Source organism: Agromyces sp. NSFZ (assembly GCF_056156205.1).
The window spans coordinates 171,643-191,046 of record NZ_CM149585.1; the positions used below are offsets into that span (position 1 = coordinate 171,643).

Here is a 19,404-nt window from a genome sequence, read left to right on the forward strand (position 1 = left end):
GTCCGTTCGGCGAGCGGAGTCGACCTTCAGCCCTGCCGAAGCCAGCGGTCGGCGACGAGTTCGCCCGCGAGCACCTCGGTGAGCGCGGCCACCGAGTCGTCGCCGTCGCCCGGGAACCGCAGCGTGAGCTCGGCACCCGGCAGGTCGCGGCCGACCGCGGCGAGCCGCGAGCCGCGAGCCGCCATCCACTCGAGCGCCTGCGCGTCCCAAGCGGATCCGGCGTACACGAGCGCACGGTAGTCCTGCGTCTTCGTGAGGTACACGTCGACGTGCGACCAGTCCCCGGTCTCCGAGGCGTAGGCGGCGCGGCGGGGCACCTCGCGCAGCATGAGCGCCGCCTGCTGCGCGCTCGAGGCGCGCTCGGCCGGCGCGAGGGTCCAAGTGCCCATCGGCCCGGCCAGCAGGTCGGCGAGCGGAGCGAGCCAGTCGGCGGAGGTCGCGAGCAGCTCGGCGTTGGCCGCGGCGGCCGACCGCGCGGCATCCGCGTCGAACCGCGCCGTCGGCGCCGTGCCGAGCAGTTCGGCGAGCACCGCGTCGAGCACGAGGAACGTCGCCCGGAACGTGCGGCAGGCGACGCCGGATGCCTCGACGCCGGCGCCGAGCGGCACCACGACGTCGGCCACCCGGGCGAGTTCGGAATCCGATCGGTTCGTCACGGCGACCAGCCGACCCGTGCCGCGGTACCGTTCGGCGGCGCGGAGCACCTCGGCGCTGCCTCCGGTCGCCGACACGGCGACGACGGCGAGATCGGGTGTCGAGGGCGGCAGCAGCTCGGTGCTCGCGAGCTCGACGACGACGTTCCCGCCGATCGCGCGGTAGCGCCGGGCCACCACGTCGGCCGCGTAGCGGCTCGACCCCATGCCGAGCACCAGCACGCGCGAGGCACCCAGCATGGGCAGTCGATCGAGGCCCGGCAGTCCCTCGTCGAGTGCGTCGGCGAGTGCCGCGAGGGTCTCGGGAATCAGCTCGAGGTCGGCGCGAAAGGCGGCGGTGTCCACGGTTCCTCCGGGTGGTCGTTCGACGAGGGATGACGGTACGTGATCGCTGCGTCGGGCGCGTAGCGCCACACCGGCAGGAAGCGATCGGCGTAGTGCAGTTCGGCCACGAGCTGCTCCGCCTCGAATCCGGGCACGAGGCCGGGGTCGAAGAGCTCGGATCGCACGAGCGCCGCGCGGTACGCGGCCAGCAGGTCGGCGCGGGCCCGATCGGCCCAGTCGAACGCCCGGGCGTCGACCCGGCCGGCGCGCTTCTGCGCGACGGCGGCGACGAGGTCGAACGACACGAGCAGGTGCGCGAGGTCGCGCGCCGCGGCATCCGGTCGCTCCCGATCGTCGGGGGAGAGCTGCGGGTCGCCGTCGAAGTCGATGATCGTGTAACGCCGCTCGCCGCGACGGCCGTCGCCGTCGCCGGGAGACGCGAGCACCTGCCCGACGTGCAGGTCGCCGTGGATCTCGAACTCGACGCCCGGCCCGGTGTCGCCGAGCGAGCGGATGTCGCGCTCGAGCGAGGCGCGGCGGTTGCGCAGGCGCGCCCCGGCCGGTCCCTCGGCGGCCGTGATCGCGCGACGCAGTGCGGCGGTCGCCCGCGCGAGTCGTCGGCCCGCGGCATCCGTGCCTGCCGCCTTCGCCTCTGCGCCGAGCACGTCGTGGATGCGGGCGGTGCGGGCGCCGAGCAGCGCGGGCCATTCGGGGTCGGGTGCGCCGTCGAGCACGGCGACCACGTCGTCGACCGCCCAGCTCCAGCCGTCCTCCGCCCCGGGCAGGTACTCCGTGACGATGGCGAGCGTCGACGTGCCGAGCCGCGGATGCCGCCACTCGACGCGTCCATGCAGGCGAGCGACGTCGCCGGAGCCGGCCCGGGCGAGCCGTTCGAGCAGCCGTCCGGCGCGATCCGCCGCCGCCCAGTGCCCGACGATCTTCACGACGAGGCGCTCGTCGACGATCACCGACGTGTTGGTCTGGTCGACCGCGATGGCCCGCTCGGGCGCATCGTCGGCGAGACCCTCGACGACGAGCCCGGCGAGGGCCCGCGCGACGCCGTCGCCCGCCGCGGGCGATCGGCCGTCGACGAGGACGCGACCGTCGGCGTCGACCGACAGGATGCGGCCGGCGATGCGCGGTCGCTCGCCCTCGAGTGCGGAGTTCATTGAATTTGGATTGTAACTATCTGGAAAACTCCACGCCAGCACGTCCTTTGATCCATTGCGGTTTCTTCACTCGTGATGCAACAATCGCTCAACCATTCTGAGCGCCCCCAGGAGGAACACATGCCCACCACGCGACGGATCGCCGCGGCAGCGGCCGGCACCATCGCCCTCGCCCTCGTCGCCACCTCGTGCTCCACCGGCGGTGGCACGGAGGTCGACCCCGAGGCCGACATCAGCGAGCAGACCCTGACCGTCTCGATCTGGGCGGACTACTACCCCGAGGACCTCGCCGAGCAGTTCGAGGAGGAGACGGGGGTCAAGACGACGATCGTCAACCACACCACCAACGAGGACATCGTCGCCAAGCTCACCGCGAGCGCCGACCCGGGCATCGACGTCGCCTTCGTCTCGGGCCAGTACGCCCAGGCGCTCGGCGAGCAGGGGATCCTCGCCGAGCTCGACAAGTCGCTCATCCCCAACGAGGAGAACCTCTATCCCGAGGCGCTCGAGCTCGACTACGACCCGGGCAACGTCTACTCCGAGCCGTACGCATGGGGCACGACGGGCCTCTGCTACCGGCCCGACCTCACGGGCTTCGAGCCGACCTCGTGGAACGACCTGCTGAACCCGAAGCCCGAACTCGTCGGCAAGACGACGATGCTCTCCACCGACCGCTGGCTCGCGATGCCCGCACTCAAGGCGCAGGGCAACTCCCTGAACACGACCGATGACGCCGAGCTCGAGGAGGCGAAGACGCAGCTCCTCGAGACGAAGTCGACCCTGCTCGCCTACGACGACACGACGTTCTACTCGAAGCTCGTGTCGGGTGAGGCTGCGATGGTCGAGGCGTGGGACGGCTGGTGCAACTACGGCATCGCCGAGGACCCGTCGATCTCGTTCGTCATCCCCGAGGAAGGCGCCGACCTCTGGGTCGACACCATGACGGTGCTCGAGTCCTCGAAGAACAAGGAGGCCGCGATGGCCTTCATCAACTTCATCCTCGACCCCGAGGTGCAGACGTGGGTGGCCGAGAACATCCTCTACAAGGTGCCCAACCAGGCCGCGATGGAGGCGCTGGACCCGGCGCTCGTCGAGTCGTACCCGACGCTCGGCATCACGGTCGACGAGCTCTTCGAGCAGGAGGTGATCGTCGACCTCGGCGACGACACCGTCAAGTACGTCGACCTGAACGCCGAAGTGCTGGCCACCAACTGACCCCGTGACGTCGACGCTCCATCGGGAATCCCCCGCCGCACGCTCCACGCGCGTGCGGCGGGGGATCGCCCCGCTGCCCTTCCTCGCGCCGGGCATGCTCTTCCTCATCGTCTTCATGGCGATCCCGGTGGGCCTGCTCGCGTTCTACACCTTCTTCAAGCGGGGCCGCTTCGGCGGCATCGTGTTCGAGTTCACGCTCGACAACTGGGTGAAGCTGTTCGAGCCCCTCTACGTCGGGGTGATCCTGCAGTCGATCGGCCTCGCGCTCATCGTCACCGTGCTCGCCCTCGTCATCGGCTACCCGATGGCCTACGCGATCGCCGGGCTCTCTCCGAAGTGGCGCACGGTCGCGCTGGTCGCGATCGTGCTGCCGTTCTGGACGAACTTCCTCATCCGCACCTACGCCTGGATCCTGCTGCTCAACAACGCCGGCTGGGTCAACCAGTGGCTGCAGGGACTCGGCATCACCGACGAGCCGATCAGCATGCTGTACACGCCGCAGGCCATCGTCGTGGGACTGCTCTACATGTACCTGCCGCTCATGGTGCTGCCGCTCTACGCATCGCTCCAGCAGCTCGACCCGTCGCTGCGCGAGGCGGCGACGAACCTCGGTGCCACCCCGTGGCGCGCGTTCCGGACCGTGACCCTGCCGCTCTCCCTCCCCGGCGCGCTCACGGGATGCATCTTCGTCTTCGTGCCGGCGATGTCGAACTTCGTGATCCCCGAGCTCATCGGGGGCGGCAAGACGATCATGGTCGGCAACCTCGTGCGCGACCAGTTCTTCGAGGCGCGCGACTGGCCGTTCGGCGCCACCCTCGCGCTGCTCCTCACCATCCTGCTCGTGCTCGTGATCCTCGCGCAGTCCGCGGTGTCGCGCCGCCTCACGGAGGGACCGCGCCGTGGCTGATCCGACCGCCCGAGCGGCACCCACGACCACCGCGATGCGGGAGCTCGACCCCGACGCGCGTCCCCGTGCGGTGCGCAAGCCCCGGGGCATCCTCGTGCCGCTGTGGCTCGGGTACGTGTTCCTCTACCTGCCGATCCTCATCGTCGTCGTGATGAGCTTCAACGACTCCGAGAACCTCTTCGTGTGGCGGGGGTTCTCGCTCCGGTGGTACCCCGAGCTGTTCGCCGACGAGCAGATCATGCAGGGGCTCGTGAACACGCTCATCGTCGCGACCGGCGCCACCGCCGTCGCCACGGTGCTGGGCACCCTCCTCGCCTATGGCATCCAGCACTACACGCGCGGCGGGCTCGTGCGGGCCTTCGCGATCGCCCCGGCGATCCTGCCCGACCTGCTGCTCGGCATCGGCCTGCTCACCTTCTTCTCGCTGCTGACGGTGACGCTCGGCCTGCACTCCGTGATCCTCGCGCACGCGGTCTTCGCCACGGCCTTCGTCACGGCCATCGTGCTCGCGCGCATGGCGAACCTCGACCCGAGCCTCGAGGAGGCGTCGCGGGACCTCGGCGCGGGGCCGGTACGCACTTTCGTGCGGGTCACGCTGCCGCAGCTCGCACCTGGCATCGTCGCGGGAGCGCTGCTGGCGTTCACGCTCTCGATCGACGAGTTCGTGATCGCGTTCTTCACGACCGCGCCGACCCAGCCGACCCTGCCGATCGTCATCTACTCGATGGTGCGCTTCGGTGTGACCCCCGAGGTGAACGCCCTCGCCAGCCTCCTCCTGCTCGTGAGCATCGTGACGGTGATCGCGGCGCAGCGACTGACCCGACTGACAGGAACCCCGAAGTGAGCACCGCACCCCTCCTCCGCGTCGACGGCGTCCGCGCCGTCTACGGCGACACCGTCGCCCTGCACGGCATCTCGCTCGACATCGCCGACAACGAGTTCTTCGCACTCCTCGGTCCGTCGGGCTGCGGCAAGACCACCCTGCTGCGCTCGATCGCGGGGTTCGAGACGCCCGAGTCGGGCCGCATCGAGGTCGACGGACGAGACCTGCTGGCCATGCCGCCGCACCGGCGACCGGTGAACATGATGTTCCAGAGCTACGCCCTCTTCCCGCATCTCAGCGTCGAGCGCAACATCGGCTACGGACTCGAGGCCGAGGGGCTGCCTCGGGCGGAGGTGCGTCGTCGGGTCGCCGAGGTCATGGACGTCGTCGGCCTCGCGCACCTCGGCACGCGTCGGCCGGCCCAGCTCTCGGGCGGCCAGCGCCAGCGCGTCGCGCTCGCGCGCGCGATCGTGAAGCGGCCGCGGCTGCTCCTGCTCGACGAGCCGCTCTCGGCGCTCGACCGGCAGGTGCGGGCGTCGATGCAGCTCGAGCTGAAGCGGCTGCAGCACGAGGTGGGGCTCACGTTCGTGGTCGTCACGCACGATCAGGAGGAGGCCATGTCCATGGCCGACCGCATCGCGGTGCTGCGCGAGGGACACCTCGAGCAGCTCGCGACGCCGCAGGAACTCTACGCGAACCCGGCGACCCGGTTCGTGGCCTCGTTCATCGGGTCGGCGAACCTGCTCGACGGAACGGCCACGACGGCGGGCGTCGACGTGCCGGGCATGGGCGAGGTGGCGGCGGCGCACGGCTTCGCCGTGGGGAGCCGGGTCACGGCGGTGGTGCGGCCCGAGGACGTCGAGCTGGCACCGGATGCCGCGACGGCGCGCCTGCGCGGCACGGTCGTCGACACCTACTTCATGGGCGGCGCCTCCACGATCTCGGTCGAGGTGCCCGGAGTCGCCGCACCGATCCTCGTGAGCGTGCACGGCGCGAGCCGGCTCACCCGCGGCGACGCGGTCGGCGTGCGGTTCGGGCGGGCGGCGGTCGTCGCGAACGACGCGCCCGCGGTATCCGTCGCCCCGGAGGCGGCCGAGGAGACGGCTCAGGAGGGGGTCAGCGCGTGACCCGTGGCGAGCCGGGCGAAGGCCACGATGAGCTCGAAGGCCGCGTCGTGGCCGATGGTCGGGTGCTTGGCGATGATGCGGTACCCGTATGCGTCCTCGAGGGCGACGAGGTTGCGCGCGATCACGATCGACGGTTGCGTGAGCGTGAAGATGCCGCGGGCGGCGCCCTGCTCGAGCACGACCTGGTACATGCCGACCTGACGGTCGTAGAGGGTGGTGAGCAGCGACGCCATCAGCGGGTTGCGGCCCGCCGAACCGCCGAGCTCGCACAGCAGGCGCACCTCGGTGTCGTCGGGGCCGCTCGGAAGGCCCGACTTCGCGAGGGCGAGCAGGCGGGTCACCGGATCGTCGGGCAGCTGCTCGAGCATGCGCACCCGGCCCTCGTAGAAGCGCTCCATGCCGGCGCGGTTCGCCTCGAACATGAGCTCGTCGATGTCGGGGTAGTAGTAGAGCACCGCACCCGAGGTGAGGCCGGCCTCCTCGGCCACCCGGTTCAGCCGCGCACCGTCGGGTCCGTGCGCCGCGATCGCCCGCTGCGCGGCCGCGACCAGCTGGCTGCGACGCTCCTCTTGTCGCTTCGGCCTGGCCATGCCGCTCCTCCCAGCAGACGGATTGTCTGCACCGTCGGTCAATATTAGGCCGAACTGTCGCCACTTCGCAGAGCTATTGACATCCCGCATTCATTCCATCAGCATTCAAGAAATCCACGAACGGAGTCGTCATGACCGGTGAGCGTCGCACTTTCCTCTTCATGCCAGAGAGCGCCTACGGCCCCACGAACAACTGCATCGGAATCGGCAACGAGCTCCTCAAGCGCGGCCACCGGATTGTGTTCGCAGCCGAGCGATCGTGGGAGGGCAAGCTCGCCGCGCTCGGATTCGAGGAGGACCTCGTCGACCTCGCGCCCGCCCCCGAGGGGGACGTCGAGCAGGACGCCGGCCAGTTCTGGAAGGACTACATCAAGGAGGTCTCGCCGGAGTTCCGGAAGTCCACCGCGGAGCAGCTCGAGACGGTGACGAAGCCCATCTGGGAGGCGCTCATCGACGGGGCGAAGTACTGCGAGCCGCAGTTGAAGCAGATCATCGCGCGCGTGCAGCCCGACGTCGTCATCGAGGACAACGTGCTCGCGTTCCCCGCCCTCGTGACAGCCGGCGTGCCGTTCGTGCGCATCGTCTCCTGCAACCCCCTCGAGGTGCCGGGCGACGACATCGCTCCCGTGTTCTCCGGGCTCGGCGAGGACGACCGCGAAGGCTGGGCGGCGTTCCGCGCCGAGTACGACCGCACGCACCGGAGCCTCTGGGAGTCGTTCGACGAGTGGGTGCAGCAACAGGGTGCTCCGCCGCTGCCCGAGCTCGAGTTCATCCACGAGGGCGACGAGAACCTCTACGTCTACCCCGAGGTGCTCGACTACACCGACCGCCGCCCGCTCGGCGCGAACTGGCACCGCCTCGACTCCTCGGTGCGTGAGACCGAGCAGGCCCCCGCCGACCTGCCCGCCTCGTTCACCGACGGCAGCCGTCCGCTCGTGTACTTCAGCCTGGGCTCCCTCGGCTCCGCCGACGTCGAACTGATGCGCCGGGTCATCGCCGTGCTCGCCGAGCTGCCGATCAACGTCATCGTCTCGAAGGGTCCGTTGCACGACGAGATCGAGCTCGCCGACAACATGTGGGGTGCCGAGTTCCTGCCGCAGACGAAGATCCTGCCCCTCGTCGACCTCGTGATCACCCACGGCGGCAACAACACCACGACCGAGGCGTTGCACTTCGGCAAGCCGATGATCCTGCTGCCCCTCTTCTGGGACCAGTACGACAACGCGCAGCGCGTGCACGAGCGCGGCTTCGGCATCCGGCTCGACACCTACGGGTTCACCACGGAGGAACTGCAGGAAGCCGTGCACACGCTGCTCGGCGACACCGCCCTCCGCGAGCGCTTCGCCGTCGTCGGCGCCGACATCCGCTCGCGTGGCGGAGTCACGGCCGCCGCCGACCTCATCGAGCGCGTGGGCGCACGGGAGCGCGTGTGAGCGCGGGCTCCTCCACGGCGGGCACGGATGCCGCGGTGCACGCGCTCGACGACGCGGCATCCGTTCCCTACTGGATGGACCGTGCCGACGCCCCCGACCGGCGGCCTCGTGTCGAGGGGCCGGTTGACGCCGACCTCGTCGTGATCGGCGCGGGCTTCACCGGGCTCTGGACCGCGTGGCGCGCCCTCGAGCGCGACCCCGAGCGGTCGGTCGTCGTGCTCGAGGCCGAGCGCGTGGCCTTCGGCGCCACCGGCCGCAACGGCGGCTTCGTCGCGTCGTCGCTCACGCACGGGCTCACGCACGGCACGCACGTGTGGCCCGACCAGGTCGGCGCGCTGCACGAGGAGGGCGAGCGCAACCTCGCCGAGCTCGTGGCGACGATCGGGGCGGCCGGCATCGACTGCGACCTGCGCCGGTCGGGCAAGACCACGATCGCCGTCGAGGAGTGGCAGCTCGCCGGCCTGCGCGACGCACAGCGCCTGGGGGAGCGGCACGGCGTCGCCCTCGAGCTGCAGTCCCGCGAGGAGGTGCAGGCCGACGTGCACTCGCCGACGTACCTGGGCGGGCTCCGCGATCGCACGGGCACGGTGCTCGTCGACCCGGCGCGGCTCGCCTGGGGCATGGCCGCCGAGCTCGAGCGCCGCGGCGTGCGCATGTTCGAGGCATCCGCCGCCACCGGACTGGCGCGGCACGCGGGCGGCGTGCGCGTCGCGACGGCGCACGGCCACGTCGACGCGCGCGACGCCGTGATCGCGACGGCCGCCTACCCGGCGCCGCTGAAGCGACTCGGCAACTACCTCATGCCGCTCTACGATCACGTGCTCATGACCGAGCCGCTGAGTCCCGCGCAGCGGGCCGCGATCGGCTGGGCCGAGGGGCAGGGGCTCACCGACGCGGGCAACCAGTTCCATTACTACCGGCCCACGGCCGACGGGCGCATCCTGTTCGGCGGCTGGGACGCCGTGTACTACTTCGGCGGCCGGGTCGACGCGAGCCTCGAGCAGCGCGACAGCTCGCATCAGCTCCTCGCCCGGCACTTCTTCGAGACGTTCCCGCAGCTGGCGGGGCTCAGGTTCACGCACCGCTGGGCCGGCCCCATCGACTCGACGACCCGGTTCACGGCGGCGTACGGCACCGCGCTCGGTGGACGCGTGGCGTACGCGGTCGGGCACACCGGCCTGGGCGTCGGCGCGTCGAGGTTCTCGGCGGATGTCGCGCTCGACCTGCTCTCGGGCGAACCCACGTCGCGGCTCCGCTACGACATCGTGCGGCGCCGTCCGTTCCCCATTCCGCCCGAGCCGTTCCGCAATCCCATCGTGCAGTTCACCAGGCGATCGATCCTCGCCGCCGACGCCCACGAGGGGCGTCGCAACCTGTGGCTGCGCACCCTCGACCGCTTCGGACTCGGCTTCAACTCATGAGGCACACCGCTCGCTGAGCCTGTCGAAGCGAGCAGCACCCCAAGGAATTCGCTCCGACCCTTCGACAGGCTCATGGCACCGCGAGCTCGGCGCACGCGAGGAAAGGACCCCCACATGACCACCGGCACGTTCATCGGCGAATATCACCCCGGCACCGGCGGCGACACCGTGATCAGGAATCCGGCGACCGAGGAGGAGGTCGCCGCATTCACCTCATCGGGCGTCGCCGACGTCGACGAGGCGGCCGCCGCGGCGCGCGCCGCGCAGCCCGACTGGGCGGCGAACACCCCGGGCGAGCGCTCGCTCGCGCTGCTCCGCCTCGCCGACGCCATCGAGGCCGACGGCGAGCACCTCGCCAGGCTCGAGGTCGAGGACTCGGGCAAGCCATGGACGACGGCGTTCGACGGCGAGCTGCCGTTCGCCGTCGACAACCTGCGCTTCTTCGCGAGCGCCGCGCGGTCGCTCGACGGCACCGGAGCCGGCTCGTTCTCGAACGGGTACACCTCGATCCTCACGCGCCGCCCCGTCGGCGTGGTCGCGGGCATCACGCCGTGGAACTTCCCGCTCATCATGGCGATCTGGAAGGCCGGGCCCGCGCTCGCCGCGGGCAACGCGGTCATCGTGAAGCCGGCGCCCGCCACACCGCGCACGACGCTCCGCCTGGCCGAGCTCGCCGTCGAGGCGGGCCTGCCGGCCGGGCTCTTCAACGTCGTCACGGGCGACGCCGAGGTCGGCCAGGCCCTGGTCACCCACCGCGAGGTCGACATGGTGAGCGTGACCGGGTCGACCGAGACCGGCAAGGCGGTCATGCGCGGGGCCGTGGACCGCGTGAAGCGCGTGCACCTCGAACTCGGCGGAAAGGCGCCTGTGCTCGTCTTCCGGGACGCCGACCTCGGCGCGATGGCGCACGCGGTCGCCCTCGGCGCCACCTACAACACGGGCCAGGACTGCACGGCGGCCACCCGCGTCTACCTCGAGCGATCGGTCTACGACGACGGCGTGGCGGCACTCCGGGCGTCGCTCGCCGAGGTGGTCGCCGGCGATCCGATGGACCCCGAGACCCACATCGGGCCGCTCATCTCGCGATCGCACCGCGACCGCGTCGAGGGCTTCGTATCGCGTGCCGTCGCCGAGGGCGCCGAGGCGCTCTTGGGCGGCCACGCCATCGACCGGCTCGGCTCCTACTACGCGCCCACACTGCTCGTCGGCGCGTCGCAGTCGTCGGAGATCGTGCAGGGCGAGGTGTTCGGCCCGGTGCTCGTGGCGCTCCCGTTCGACGGCGAGGCCGACGGCATCGCGCTCGCCAACGACAGCGCCTACGGACTCGCCTCGTCGGTGTGGACCTCGGATGTCGCGCGCGCGCTGCGCGTGAGCCAGTCGCTCGACGTCGGCGTGACGTGGGTGAACGACCACCTGCCGATCGCGTCGGAGGCGCCGCACGGTGGCGTCAAGGGTTCGGGCTTCGGCAAGGACATGTCGATCGAGCCCCTGCTCGACTACTCGGTCACGCGACACCTCATGATCCGGCACGCCGCTCCGCCCGAGACGACCGGGTTCCGTCCGGCCTGACTCCCCGCATGCGCGCAGCGCCCGCTTCGCTCCCACACGTCGCCGCGGCATCCGCATAGGCTGGCAACGACCGATGCGCGATCCTGGGGAGGGAGGACGCCCATGCTCGACTACGACCCCTACGACGCCCTGCAGCGAGCGCGACCCGTGGCGCGATTCGAGGTGACGAGCGCCGACTTCGAGCAGGGTGGGCCGCTCGCTCGCGGGCAGTGGGCCGCGTTCGCCGGCGGCGCGGATCGTTCACCGCAGCTCGCATGGTCGGGATTCCCGCCGGGCACCCGCAGCTTCGTCGTCACCTGCCTCGACCCCGATGCGCCTTCGGCCTCGGGGTGGTGGCATTGGGTGGTGGCGAACATCCCGGCCCCGGTCACGAGTCTCGACGAGGACGCCGGCGCTGCGGGCGGCGAGAGGCTGCCGCAGGGCGCGCTCATGCTGCGCAACGAGGACGGCGAGAAGGCCTACAGCGGCGTCGGACCGCCGCGCGGCACGGGCGTGCACCGGTACATGTTCGTCGTGCACGCGCTCGACGTGCCGAGCTTCGACCTCGATCCGGATGCCTCGCCCGCGAGCCTCGGCACCCGCTGCTTCTTCCACGCCCTCGGGCGCGGCATCCTCGTGGGCACGGCGACACGCGACTGACCGCGAGCCGAGACCGCGAGCCGCGACGGCACGCCGCGTCGAGCTGCCGCCGCGTCGTCAGCCGATGACCGGGCGCGGGCGTCGGCCGAGCGCGAAGTAGGCGATGGGGCCGACGAAGTTCACGGCGATGATCGCCGCCCAGGCGAGTTTCGGCCCCCGCACGAGTTCGGGCGGCCGCTTCGCGAGGTCGGCCCACGCGGTCGCCGCGAGCGCGAGCTGCACGGATGCCGCAATCACCAGCCCCGTCTGCTCAGGTGCGCTGAGCTCGTCCCACCGTCGGTTCTCCATGGCGAACACGTCCCTTCGGGTCAGTGCTTGTTCCCCGACAGCGCGAGGACGCCGCCGAGGCCGATCATCATGACCCCGCCGGTCGCGGCGAGGTGCGCCGCACGTCGCGGCGAACGGGCGAACCAGTCACGTGCGGCGCTCGCCGCAATCGCCCAGACGGAGTCGCAGATGAGGGCGAGGATGATGAACACGAGGCCGAGCTCGAACAGCTGCAGCGGGATGGCGCCGGCCGTGAAGTCGACGAACTGCGGCAGCACGGCGACGAAGAATGCGATGGTCTTGGGGTTCGTGACGCCGACGATGAAGCCCTCGCCGAGCTGGCGCCAGTGCGAGCGAGGCAGCACCTCGCCGTTCACGGCGGCTGCGGCATCCGCCCGGTGGCGGATCGCCTGGATGCCGAGGTACACGAGGTAGAGCGCGCCGGCGATCTTGATGACGGTGAAGACGATCACGGACTGCGCGACGAGCGCGCCGACGCCGAGGGCGACGGCGGCGACGAGCGGCACCATGCCGACGGCGTTGCCGAGCACGCTGAGCAGGCCGCCGAGGCGCCCGAGCGCGAGGGAACGGCCGATCACGAAGAGCACGCTCGGGCCGGGGATGACGATGAGCACGACCGACGCGAGCATGAATGCCCAGAGGTTCTCGAGGGGGACCACGTGAGCATGCTACTCCGGCGACCTTGCACTTCTATCACAAGTTATATAACCTGTTATCGAGGAGGCGGACGTGGTCGAGGACATCGTGGGGCGGTTGGGTCATCTGACGCTCGGCACGCGGCTCAAGCGCCTGGGCGAGCGCATGCAGGCCGAGACGACGAGATTCATCGAGGCCAGGGGCGTGGCACTGCCCGCGAGCTGGTTTCCGCTGCTCGCGGCCCTCGAACGCACCGGCGGCCTCACGGTCGGGCAGCTGGCCCAGGCGGTGGGCGTGAGCCAGCCGGGCGTCACCCGCACCGTCGGGAGACTCGCCGAGCTGGGACTCGTCGAGGTCGTCGCCCACGGGTCGTCGGATCGCCGTCGGCGCACCGTGCAGTTGACGGCCGCGGGCGAGGAACTCGTGGCGCGGGCGCGCGCCGACGTGTGGCCCCACGTCGAGGCCGCCGTCGTCGAGGCCTGCGACGGACTCGACGGTTCGCTCCTCGACCAGCTCGCCGAACTGGAGGCCCGCCTCGACCGCGACCCCATCGACGGGCGGGCCGGCCGCCTCCGCGCGGCGAGGGCCGCCGAGGAGGAGACCCGATGACGAGGCATCCGCTCGACCGCCCCGCCTGGAGCGCGCTCACCAGCAGGCAGGCCGAGTTCTCGGTCGGCGACGACCGGGCCCGGCGATTCGACCCCGGCATCGGCCCGCTCGCCGCCGTCGCCGCCGACGACCCCGAGCACCTCGCTCGACTCGGCGAACTCGTCGCCGACACCGGACGCGTGCTGCTCCTGCAGCGCGGCGAGATCCCCGTGGCGCCCGGCACGACCGTGCGGCTGACCGGCCCCGGCGTGCAGCTCGTGCTCGACCGGCTCCCCGCCGTGCCGACGACCGCAGAGATCCTGCCGCTCGGGCCGCACGACGCCGCCGAGATGGTCGCGCTCGCGAAGCGGACCGAGCCCGGACCGTTCGAGGCGCGCACGCCGGAGCTCGGCGGGTTCGTCGGCATCCGCGTCGACGGTCGCCTCGTGGCCATGGCGGGTGAGCGCATGAGGCCGGAGGGCTACGCCGAGGTCAGCGGGGTCTGCACCGACCCCGGGTATCGGGGCCGCGGCTACGCCGCCATGCTCTCGGCCGCTGTGGCCGACCGTATCCTGGCTCGCGGCGAGACGCCATTCCTGCACGCCTATGCGGGCAACCGGGGCGCGATCGCCCTGTACGAGCGACTCGGCTTCGTGCTCCGCACGCCGGTCGGGATCCTGGTGCTCGATCCGGCGTGAGGTCGGCGACGGCGACGGCGACCGTGCCGCGCGGCCGTGCGGTCGCGCTTACTCCTCGTCGGGTGGCGGCGAGATCGCGGCGCCCAGGCGGATGCGCGTACCGAAGGGATCGGTGAGGAGGGAGGTCCGCTCGCCCCACGGCTGGTCGAGCGGCTCCTCCTCCACGGTCGCGCCGGCGTCGGCGAGAGCCGCCGTGACCCGATCGACGTCGTCGACGTAGAACCAGAGCAGCACGTTGCCGGGCGGCCGCGGCGCCTCGGTGAGTCCGAGGCCGAGCGATGACGTGCCGACCGCCAGTGAGACATAGTCGGGATCGCCCTCGAGCGGGAACCGATACGCGACGGCGCCGCCGAGGGCGTCGCGGTAGAACGCCAGCGCCGCCGGCATGTCGTCGACCTCGAGGATCGGAAACGCGGATTCGATCATGGCCCCTCCTCGAACGGGAGGCTACGCCGTCGGATGCGATGCCGCTACGGTGGCACACGTGGCACACCTCAGCGACCAGATCTCCGCGACCGTCGCCGACGGGCTCGGCCACCTCACGCTCGACCGCCCCAGAGCGCTCAACGCGCTGAGCTACGAGATGATCCGCGAACTCACCTCGGTGCTCGAGCTGTGGCGCAACGATCCAGAAGTGGGCGTCGTCGTCCTCGACGGCGCCGGCGAGCGCGGTTTCTCGGCGGGCGGCGACATCCGGGAGCTCTACGGGTACGCCGTGAACGGCAACGCGGCCGAGGCGCGCGAGTTCTTCCGGTCGGAGTACCGGCTCGACGCCATGATCGCCCGCTACCCCAAGCCGGTCGTCGCCATCATGGACGGCATCACCATGGGCGGCGGGGTGGGGCTCGCCGGTCATGCCGCGATCCGGGTGGTCACCGAGCGTTCACGGGTCGCCATGCCCGAGACCCGCATCGGATTCACGCCCGATGTCGGCGGCTCCTGGCTGCTCGCGAAAGCGCCCGGCGAGCTCGGCGTGCACCTCGCGCTCAACTCCCGCACCATGGATGGCGCCGACGCCATGCACGCGGGCTTCGCCGACGCGTTCGTGCCCTCCGCGCGCCTGCCGCACCTCATCGACGCGCTCGCCGAACGAGCCGACCCCGGCACCCCCGCCGAGATCGTGATGCTCTTCGACGAGACGCCCGGGCCGTCGGCGCTCGCCCTGGCCCGTGACTGGGTCGACGCCTGCTACTCCGCGCCCACCGTGGCCGAGATCATCCAGCGCTTGCGGGCCTTCGCCGAAGGGCGAGCAGCGGGGCCGACGGAGGGCGGCTCGGCGAGCCCGTTCCCGTCGCATCCGCTCGACCCGGCCGCCCGCGCCTACGCGGCGGCCGCGGCGGACGAGCTCGACACCCTCTCGCCGACCGCCCTCACCGTCACCCTCGAGTCGGTGCGCCGTGCCCGCACCCTGCCGACGCTCGAGGACGCCCTCGAGCAGGAGTTCCGGCTCGTGTCGTGGTTCATCGAGCAGCACGACCTGATCGAGGGCATCCGCGCGCAGGTGATCGACAAGGACCGGGCGCCGAAGTGGAACCCGCCGACGCTCGACGGCGTCGACGACCGGCTCGCCGCGCGCGTGATCGACACCCAGGTGCACGACCCGGTGTGGCCCGCGCGCGCCGGGGGTTGAGGAGCGAGCGCAGCGAGCGTCTCGAAACCGCGGACCCGCACCACACCGGACCCCGTTCCGCAACCCCGACGCGCCCCCCGAGGCATCCGCGCCGCCGTTCGATAGCGTTGGCACGTGAAGACCCACCACCTGCGCACGCACCGGAGTGACGAGAACCTCTCGCGAGAGGGCCAGCTCGCCTGGCAGCTCGCGGCCACCGCGATCGATCCCGTCGAGGTCGACGACGAGGTCGTCGACATGGTCGTGAACCGCGTCATCGACAACGCGGCGGTCGCAGCGGCGGCGCTCGCGCGCAAGCCCGTGGTGTCGGCACGCAGCCAGGCGCTCTCGCACCCGGTCTCGATCGGCGGCGATGGTGCGACCGTGTTCGGTGCGGATGCCGCGCGCCGCACGTCGCCCGAGTGGGCCGCGTGGGCCAACGGGGTCGCCGTGCGCGAACTCGACTTCCACGACACGTTCCTCGCCGCGGAGTACTCGCACCCGGGCGACAACATACCGCCGATCGTCGCGGTGGCGCAGCACCTGGCCGCCGGACGCGGGTTGACCGGACGCGACATCGTGCGCGGCATCGCGACCGGCTACGAGATCCAGATCGACCTCGTGAAGGCGATCTCGCTGCACGAGCACAAGATCGACCACGTCGCCCACCTCGGCCCGTCGGCCGCCGCCGGCATCGGCACGCTGCTCGGACTCGACCAGGAGACGATCTTCCAGGCCATCGGCCAGGCGCTGCACACGACCACCGCGACCCGCCAGTCGCGCAAGGGCGAGATCTCGAGCTGGAAGGCGCATGCGCCCGCCTTCGCCGGGAAGATGGCCGTCGAGGCGGTCGACCGGGCGATGCGCGGCGAGACGAGCCCGACGCCGATCTACGAGGGCGAGGACGGCGTGATCGCGTGGCTCCTCGGCGGGCCCGACGCGAGCTACGACGTGCCCCTGCCCGAAGCGGGCGAGGCCAAGCGCGCGATCCTCGACTCCTACACGAAGGAGCACTCGGCGGAGTACCAGGCTCAGGCGTGGATCGACCTGGCCCGCAAGCTCCACGAGGAGTATCCGCTCATCCTCGACGACCCCGACCGCATCGAGTCGATCACGCTGCACACCTCGCACCACACGCACTACGTGATCGGCTCCGGGGCCAACGACCCGCAGAAGTACGATCCGGATGCCTCGCGCGAGACGCTCGACCATTCGATCCCGTACATCTTCACGGTCGCCTTGCAGGACGGCGCGTGGGATCACGAGGCGTCGTACTCGCCTGAGCGGGCGCACCGCGACGACACGGTCGCGCTCTGGCGGAAGGTGTCGACCGTCGAGGATCCCGAGTGGACGCGGCGTTACCACTCGCTCGACGTGAACGAGAAGGCGTTCGGTGGCCGCGTGGTGATCAAGCTCGCCGACGGCGGCGAGATCGTCGACGAGATCGCCGTGGCCGACGCGCACCCGCTCGGTGCTCGGCCGTTCGGTCGCGAGCAGTACGTGCAGAAGTTCCGCGCGCTCGCCGCCGAGATGCTCGAACCCGCCGAGATCGAGCGCTTCCTCGACCTGGCGCAGCGCCTGCCCGAGCTGGGCCCCGACGAGATCGCCGGCCTCACCTTCACGGCGGCGCCCGGCGCGCTCGTGGGCGTGGAGATTCCGACCGGCCTGTTCTGACCCGTCCGTTCCCTGAGCTCGTCGAAGGGCGGTCCCTGAGCTCGTCGAAGGGCGGTCCGTGAGCTCGTCGAAGGGAACTGCCGCTCCCGCGCTTCGACAGGCTCAGCGAGCGAACGCCGGGTGCCCCTAGGCTGGGGGAGCGGCCGCGCTGCGGCGGCCGCTCCGGTCACGAGGAGCACGATGAGCGATCAGCAGCAGGCGGCAGCGCCGGTCATCTACAAGGGCCTGGCGGGCGTCCCCGTCGACTACACGGCCATCTCGAAGGTGAATCCCGACACGAACTCCCTACTGTACCGCGGGTACCCCGTGCAGGAGCTCGCGGCATCCGTCACCTTCGAAGAGGTCGCGTACCTGCTCTGGAACGGCGAGCTGCCCGACGACACGCAGCTCGCCGAGTTCGAGGAGCGCGAGCGCGCACATCGCGGGCTCGACCACGACGTCAAGCGGATCATCGACGAGCTGCCGCTGAGCGCTCATCCCATGGACGTCGTGCGCACCGCCGTGAGCGTCATCGGCGCGAGCGACCCGGCCACGAGCGACGCCTCGCCCGAGGCCAACCTCGACAAGGCGATCCGGCTGTTCGCGAAGCTCCCGTCGATCGTCTGCTACGACCAGCGCCGCCGTCACGACCTCGAGTTCGTCGAGCCGCGCGACGACCTCGGCTACTCGGCAAACTTCCTCTGGCAGGCCTTCGGCGAGGCGCCCGAACTCGCGGTGGTGAACGCGTTCGACGTGTCGATGATCCTGTACGCCGAGCACTCCTTCAACGCCTCGACCTTCGCCGCTCGCGTCATCACGAGCACGCTGGCCGACCTCTACTCCGCCGTCACCGGCGCCATCGGCGCGCTCAAGGGCCCGCTGCACGGCGGCGCCAACGAGGCCGTCATGCACGCCTTCGCCGAGATCGGCGCCGCGGATGACGCGGCCGCATGGCTCGACGCGGCGCTCGCCGAGAAGCGCAAGATCATGGGCTTCGGCCACCGTGTGTACAAGAACGGCGACTCGCGCGTGCCGACGATGCGGGACGCCCTCGAGCGCATGGTCGAGCACTACGACCGCCCCGACCTCATGCGGCTGTACATCGCCCTCGAGGAGGCGATGGCCGGGCGCAAGGGCATCAAGCCCAACCTCGACTACCCGGCGGGGCCCACCTACCACCTCATGGGCTTCGACACCGAGACGTTCACGCCGCTCTTCGTCGCGAGCCGGGTCACCGGCTGGACGGCGCACATCATGGAGCAGACCGCGGCCAACGCGCTCATCCGCCCGCTCTCCGTCTACAACGGCCCCGACGAACGGCACGTGCCCGTGCGGGGATGATCGTGCGGAGGTGATGCATGGCGCAGGTGTTCCTCGAGCTGTCGATGACGGTCGACGGATTCATCACCGCACCGGGCATGAGCCGGGAGCATCCGCTCGGCGTCGGCGGGACGCGCGTGCACGAGTGGATCCTCGGGCTCTTCGGGTCGGAACCTGCGACGACGGGCCTCATTCCCGAGCAGGTCGCCGCTTCCGCAGTCGCCAGCTCCGGAAGCCCCGAGCAGGTGGATCGCCTCATCGCCGCCCGCATCTTCAACCGCAGTGGCGCGTTCGTCATGGGGCGCCGCACGTTCGAGGCGGGGGAGCAGCTGTGGGGCGAGCGCAACGTGTTCGGCCTGCGTCCGTGCTTCGTGGTCACCGACCGTCCGCGCGAACCGATCCTGCGCGGGCGTTCACGTTTCGAGTTCGTCACCCAAGGCGTCCGCGAGTCCATCCGCCGTGCCGGCCTGGCCGCGAGCGCCGCACCGATCACCGTGTTCGGGAACGCCGCGATCGCTCGCGAGGCACTCCTCGGCGACCTCGTCGACGAGCTGCGGCTGCATCTCGCGCCGGTGCTGCTCGGCGCGGGTGACCGCCTGTTCCGCGAGGTGCAGAGCCCGCCGGTCGAGCTCGAGCTCCTCCGCGTCGAGCGCGGCGCCCGGGCCACGCATCTGCGGTATCGCGTCATTCGGCAGGACCGGCGCCGCGGCGGTCTTCGCGCATCTGCACAAACCTGAGCGCG

The 19,404-nt window shown here is 71.2% G+C and carries 20 protein-coding genes; 14 read left to right on the forward strand and 6 right to left on the reverse strand.

Annotation, left to right across the window (positions count from 1 at the left end):
- Positions 1-26: 26 nt before the first annotated feature.
- Together ACVFI9_RS00805 and ACVFI9_RS00810 are read right to left on the reverse strand one after the other, a co-directional pair.
- Complete coding sequence (locus ACVFI9_RS00805; protein WP_474764150.1) at positions 27-998, reverse strand: SIS domain-containing protein; 972 nt, start codon at positions 996-998, stop codon at positions 27-29.
- Positions 962-2,146, reverse strand: a complete 1,185-nt coding sequence (locus tag ACVFI9_RS00810) for a hypothetical protein (protein ID WP_474764151.1) — start codon at positions 2,144-2,146, stop codon at positions 962-964. The genes ACVFI9_RS00805 and ACVFI9_RS00810 overlap by 37 nt, the downstream gene beginning before the upstream one ends.
- 120 nt (positions 2,147-2,266) lie before the next feature.
- On the opposite strand from ACVFI9_RS00810, the gene ACVFI9_RS00815 reads away from it, so the two are divergent.
- The 4 genes from ACVFI9_RS00815 to ACVFI9_RS00830 are packed head-to-tail and all read left to right on the forward strand — an operon-like array spanning position 2,267 to position 6,218.
- Positions 2,267-3,361 (forward strand): polyamine ABC transporter substrate-binding protein, encoded by a 1,095-nt coding sequence (locus ACVFI9_RS00815; RefSeq protein ID WP_474764152.1) that lies wholly within the window; start codon positions 2,267-2,269, stop codon positions 3,359-3,361.
- Between the two features lie 4 nt (positions 3,362-3,365).
- The gene (locus tag ACVFI9_RS00820; RefSeq protein WP_474764153.1) at positions 3,366-4,268 is read left to right on the forward strand and encodes an ABC transporter permease; all 903 of its coding nucleotides are present in this window, start codon (positions 3,366-3,368) and stop codon (positions 4,266-4,268) included.
- The gene (locus ACVFI9_RS00825) at positions 4,261-5,112 is read left to right on the forward strand and encodes an ABC transporter permease (protein ID WP_474764154.1); all 852 of its coding nucleotides are present in this window, start codon (positions 4,261-4,263) and stop codon (positions 5,110-5,112) included. Before ACVFI9_RS00820 ends, ACVFI9_RS00825 begins: the two co-directional genes overlap by 8 nt.
- Positions 5,109-6,218 carry an ABC transporter ATP-binding protein gene (locus tag ACVFI9_RS00830; protein ID WP_474764155.1) on the forward strand — a complete coding sequence of 370 codons (1,110 nt, stop codon included), beginning with the start codon at positions 5,109-5,111 and terminating at the stop codon, positions 6,216-6,218. The genes ACVFI9_RS00825 and ACVFI9_RS00830 overlap by 4 nt, the downstream gene beginning before the upstream one ends.
- On the opposite strand, the gene ACVFI9_RS00835 is transcribed toward ACVFI9_RS00830, so the two are convergent.
- Positions 6,197-6,808 carry a TetR/AcrR family transcriptional regulator gene (locus tag ACVFI9_RS00835; RefSeq protein ID WP_474764156.1) on the reverse strand — a complete coding sequence of 204 codons (612 nt, stop codon included), beginning with the start codon at positions 6,806-6,808 and terminating at the stop codon, positions 6,197-6,199. The genes ACVFI9_RS00830 and ACVFI9_RS00835 overlap by 22 nt on opposite strands.
- Positions 6,809-6,939: 131 nt before the next feature.
- Here ACVFI9_RS00835 and ACVFI9_RS00840 point away from each other — a divergent pair, with 131 nt between their 5' ends.
- From ACVFI9_RS00840 to ACVFI9_RS00855, 4 genes are all read left to right on the forward strand, one after another.
- Positions 6,940-8,241 (forward strand): glycosyltransferase, encoded by a 1,302-nt coding sequence (locus ACVFI9_RS00840; protein WP_474764157.1) that lies wholly within the window; start codon positions 6,940-6,942, stop codon positions 8,239-8,241.
- Entirely contained in the window at positions 8,238-9,662 is a 1,425-nt protein-coding gene (locus ACVFI9_RS00845) for an NAD(P)/FAD-dependent oxidoreductase (RefSeq protein WP_474764158.1), read from the forward strand. The genes ACVFI9_RS00840 and ACVFI9_RS00845 overlap by 4 nt, the downstream gene beginning before the upstream one ends.
- Before the next feature lie 114 nt (positions 9,663-9,776).
- Entirely contained in the window at positions 9,777-11,231 is a 1,455-nt protein-coding gene (locus ACVFI9_RS00850) for an aminobutyraldehyde dehydrogenase (RefSeq protein WP_474764159.1), read from the forward strand.
- 102 nt (positions 11,232-11,333) lie between these two features.
- Positions 11,334-11,870, forward strand: coding sequence for a YbhB/YbcL family Raf kinase inhibitor-like protein (locus tag ACVFI9_RS00855; RefSeq protein WP_474764160.1), 537 nt, complete (start codon positions 11,334-11,336; stop codon positions 11,868-11,870).
- A 57-nt stretch (positions 11,871-11,927) separates the two neighbouring features.
- Here the strand turns inward: ACVFI9_RS00855 and ACVFI9_RS00860 are convergent, their stop codons facing one another.
- On the reverse strand, positions 11,928-12,158 hold the full coding sequence (locus tag ACVFI9_RS00860; protein ID WP_474764161.1) for a PLD nuclease N-terminal domain-containing protein: 231 nt from the start codon (positions 12,156-12,158) through the stop codon (positions 11,928-11,930).
- A 20-nt stretch (positions 12,159-12,178) separates the two neighbouring features.
- Positions 12,179-12,817: a LysE family translocator gene (locus ACVFI9_RS00865; protein ID WP_474764162.1), complete on the reverse strand. Its 639-nt coding sequence runs from the start codon at positions 12,815-12,817 to the stop codon at positions 12,179-12,181.
- A 70-nt stretch (positions 12,818-12,887) separates the two neighbouring features.
- Between ACVFI9_RS00865 and ACVFI9_RS00870 the strand changes: the two genes are divergently transcribed.
- Both ACVFI9_RS00870 and ACVFI9_RS00875 read left to right on the forward strand, forming a co-directional pair.
- A complete protein-coding gene (locus ACVFI9_RS00870) occupies positions 12,888-13,403 on the forward strand; it encodes a MarR family winged helix-turn-helix transcriptional regulator (RefSeq protein ID WP_474764163.1) in 516 nt (171 codons plus the stop codon).
- Positions 13,400-14,080, forward strand: a complete 681-nt coding sequence (locus tag ACVFI9_RS00875; protein ID WP_474764164.1) for a GNAT family N-acetyltransferase — start codon at positions 13,400-13,402, stop codon at positions 14,078-14,080. The genes ACVFI9_RS00870 and ACVFI9_RS00875 overlap by 4 nt, the downstream gene beginning before the upstream one ends.
- Positions 14,081-14,128: 48 nt before the next feature.
- On the opposite strand, the gene ACVFI9_RS00880 is transcribed toward ACVFI9_RS00875, so the two are convergent.
- Positions 14,129-14,506, reverse strand: coding sequence for a VOC family protein (locus ACVFI9_RS00880; RefSeq protein WP_474764165.1), 378 nt, complete (start codon positions 14,504-14,506; stop codon positions 14,129-14,131).
- A 58-nt stretch (positions 14,507-14,564) separates the two neighbouring features.
- On the opposite strand from ACVFI9_RS00880, the gene ACVFI9_RS00885 reads away from it, so the two are divergent.
- From ACVFI9_RS00885 to ACVFI9_RS00900, 4 genes are all read left to right on the forward strand, one after another.
- Positions 14,565-15,710 (forward strand): enoyl-CoA hydratase/isomerase family protein, encoded by a 1,146-nt coding sequence (locus ACVFI9_RS00885; RefSeq protein ID WP_474764166.1) that lies wholly within the window; start codon positions 14,565-14,567, stop codon positions 15,708-15,710.
- A 114-nt stretch (positions 15,711-15,824) separates the two neighbouring features.
- Positions 15,825-17,363 carry an MmgE/PrpD family protein gene (locus ACVFI9_RS00890; RefSeq protein WP_474764167.1) on the forward strand — a complete coding sequence of 513 codons (1,539 nt, stop codon included), beginning with the start codon at positions 15,825-15,827 and terminating at the stop codon, positions 17,361-17,363.
- 180 nt (positions 17,364-17,543) lie between these two features.
- The gene (locus tag ACVFI9_RS00895; RefSeq protein WP_474764168.1) at positions 17,544-18,683 is read left to right on the forward strand and encodes a bifunctional 2-methylcitrate synthase/citrate synthase; all 1,140 of its coding nucleotides are present in this window, start codon (positions 17,544-17,546) and stop codon (positions 18,681-18,683) included.
- A 17-nt stretch (positions 18,684-18,700) separates the two neighbouring features.
- Positions 18,701-19,399: a dihydrofolate reductase family protein gene (locus ACVFI9_RS00900; protein WP_474764169.1), complete on the forward strand. Its 699-nt coding sequence runs from the start codon at positions 18,701-18,703 to the stop codon at positions 19,397-19,399.
- The last annotated feature ends 5 nt before the right edge of the window (positions 19,400-19,404 follow it).

What these genes read in the sequence shown, in the direction of transcription:
- ACVFI9_RS00810 (WP_474764151.1), bottom strand. Translation starts at nt 2,146, where the DNA reads ATGAACTCCGCACTCGAGGGCGAGCGACCGCGCATCGCCGGCCGCATC.
- ACVFI9_RS00815 (WP_474764152.1), top strand. Translation starts at nt 2,267, where the DNA reads ATGCCCACCACGCGACGGATCGCCGCGGCAGCGGCCGGCACCATCGCC.
- ACVFI9_RS00835 (WP_474764156.1), bottom strand. Translation starts at nt 6,808, where the DNA reads ATGGCCAGGCCGAAGCGACAAGAGGAGCGTCGCAGCCAGCTGGTCGCG.
- ACVFI9_RS00840 (WP_474764157.1), top strand. Translation starts at nt 6,940, where the DNA reads ATGACCGGTGAGCGTCGCACTTTCCTCTTCATGCCAGAGAGCGCCTAC.
- ACVFI9_RS00850 (WP_474764159.1), top strand. Translation starts at nt 9,777, where the DNA reads ATGACCACCGGCACGTTCATCGGCGAATATCACCCCGGCACCGGCGGC.
- ACVFI9_RS00855 (WP_474764160.1), top strand. Translation starts at nt 11,334, where the DNA reads ATGCTCGACTACGACCCCTACGACGCCCTGCAGCGAGCGCGACCCGTG.
- ACVFI9_RS00860 (WP_474764161.1), bottom strand. Translation starts at nt 12,158, where the DNA reads ATGGAGAACCGACGGTGGGACGAGCTCAGCGCACCTGAGCAGACGGGG.
- ACVFI9_RS00875 (WP_474764164.1), top strand. Translation starts at nt 13,400, where the DNA reads ATGACGAGGCATCCGCTCGACCGCCCCGCCTGGAGCGCGCTCACCAGC.
- ACVFI9_RS00880 (WP_474764165.1), bottom strand. Translation starts at nt 14,506, where the DNA reads ATGATCGAATCCGCGTTTCCGATCCTCGAGGTCGACGACATGCCGGCG.
- ACVFI9_RS00895 (WP_474764168.1), top strand. Translation starts at nt 17,544, where the DNA reads ATGAGCGATCAGCAGCAGGCGGCAGCGCCGGTCATCTACAAGGGCCTG.
- ACVFI9_RS00900 (WP_474764169.1), top strand. Translation starts at nt 18,701, where the DNA reads ATGGCGCAGGTGTTCCTCGAGCTGTCGATGACGGTCGACGGATTCATC.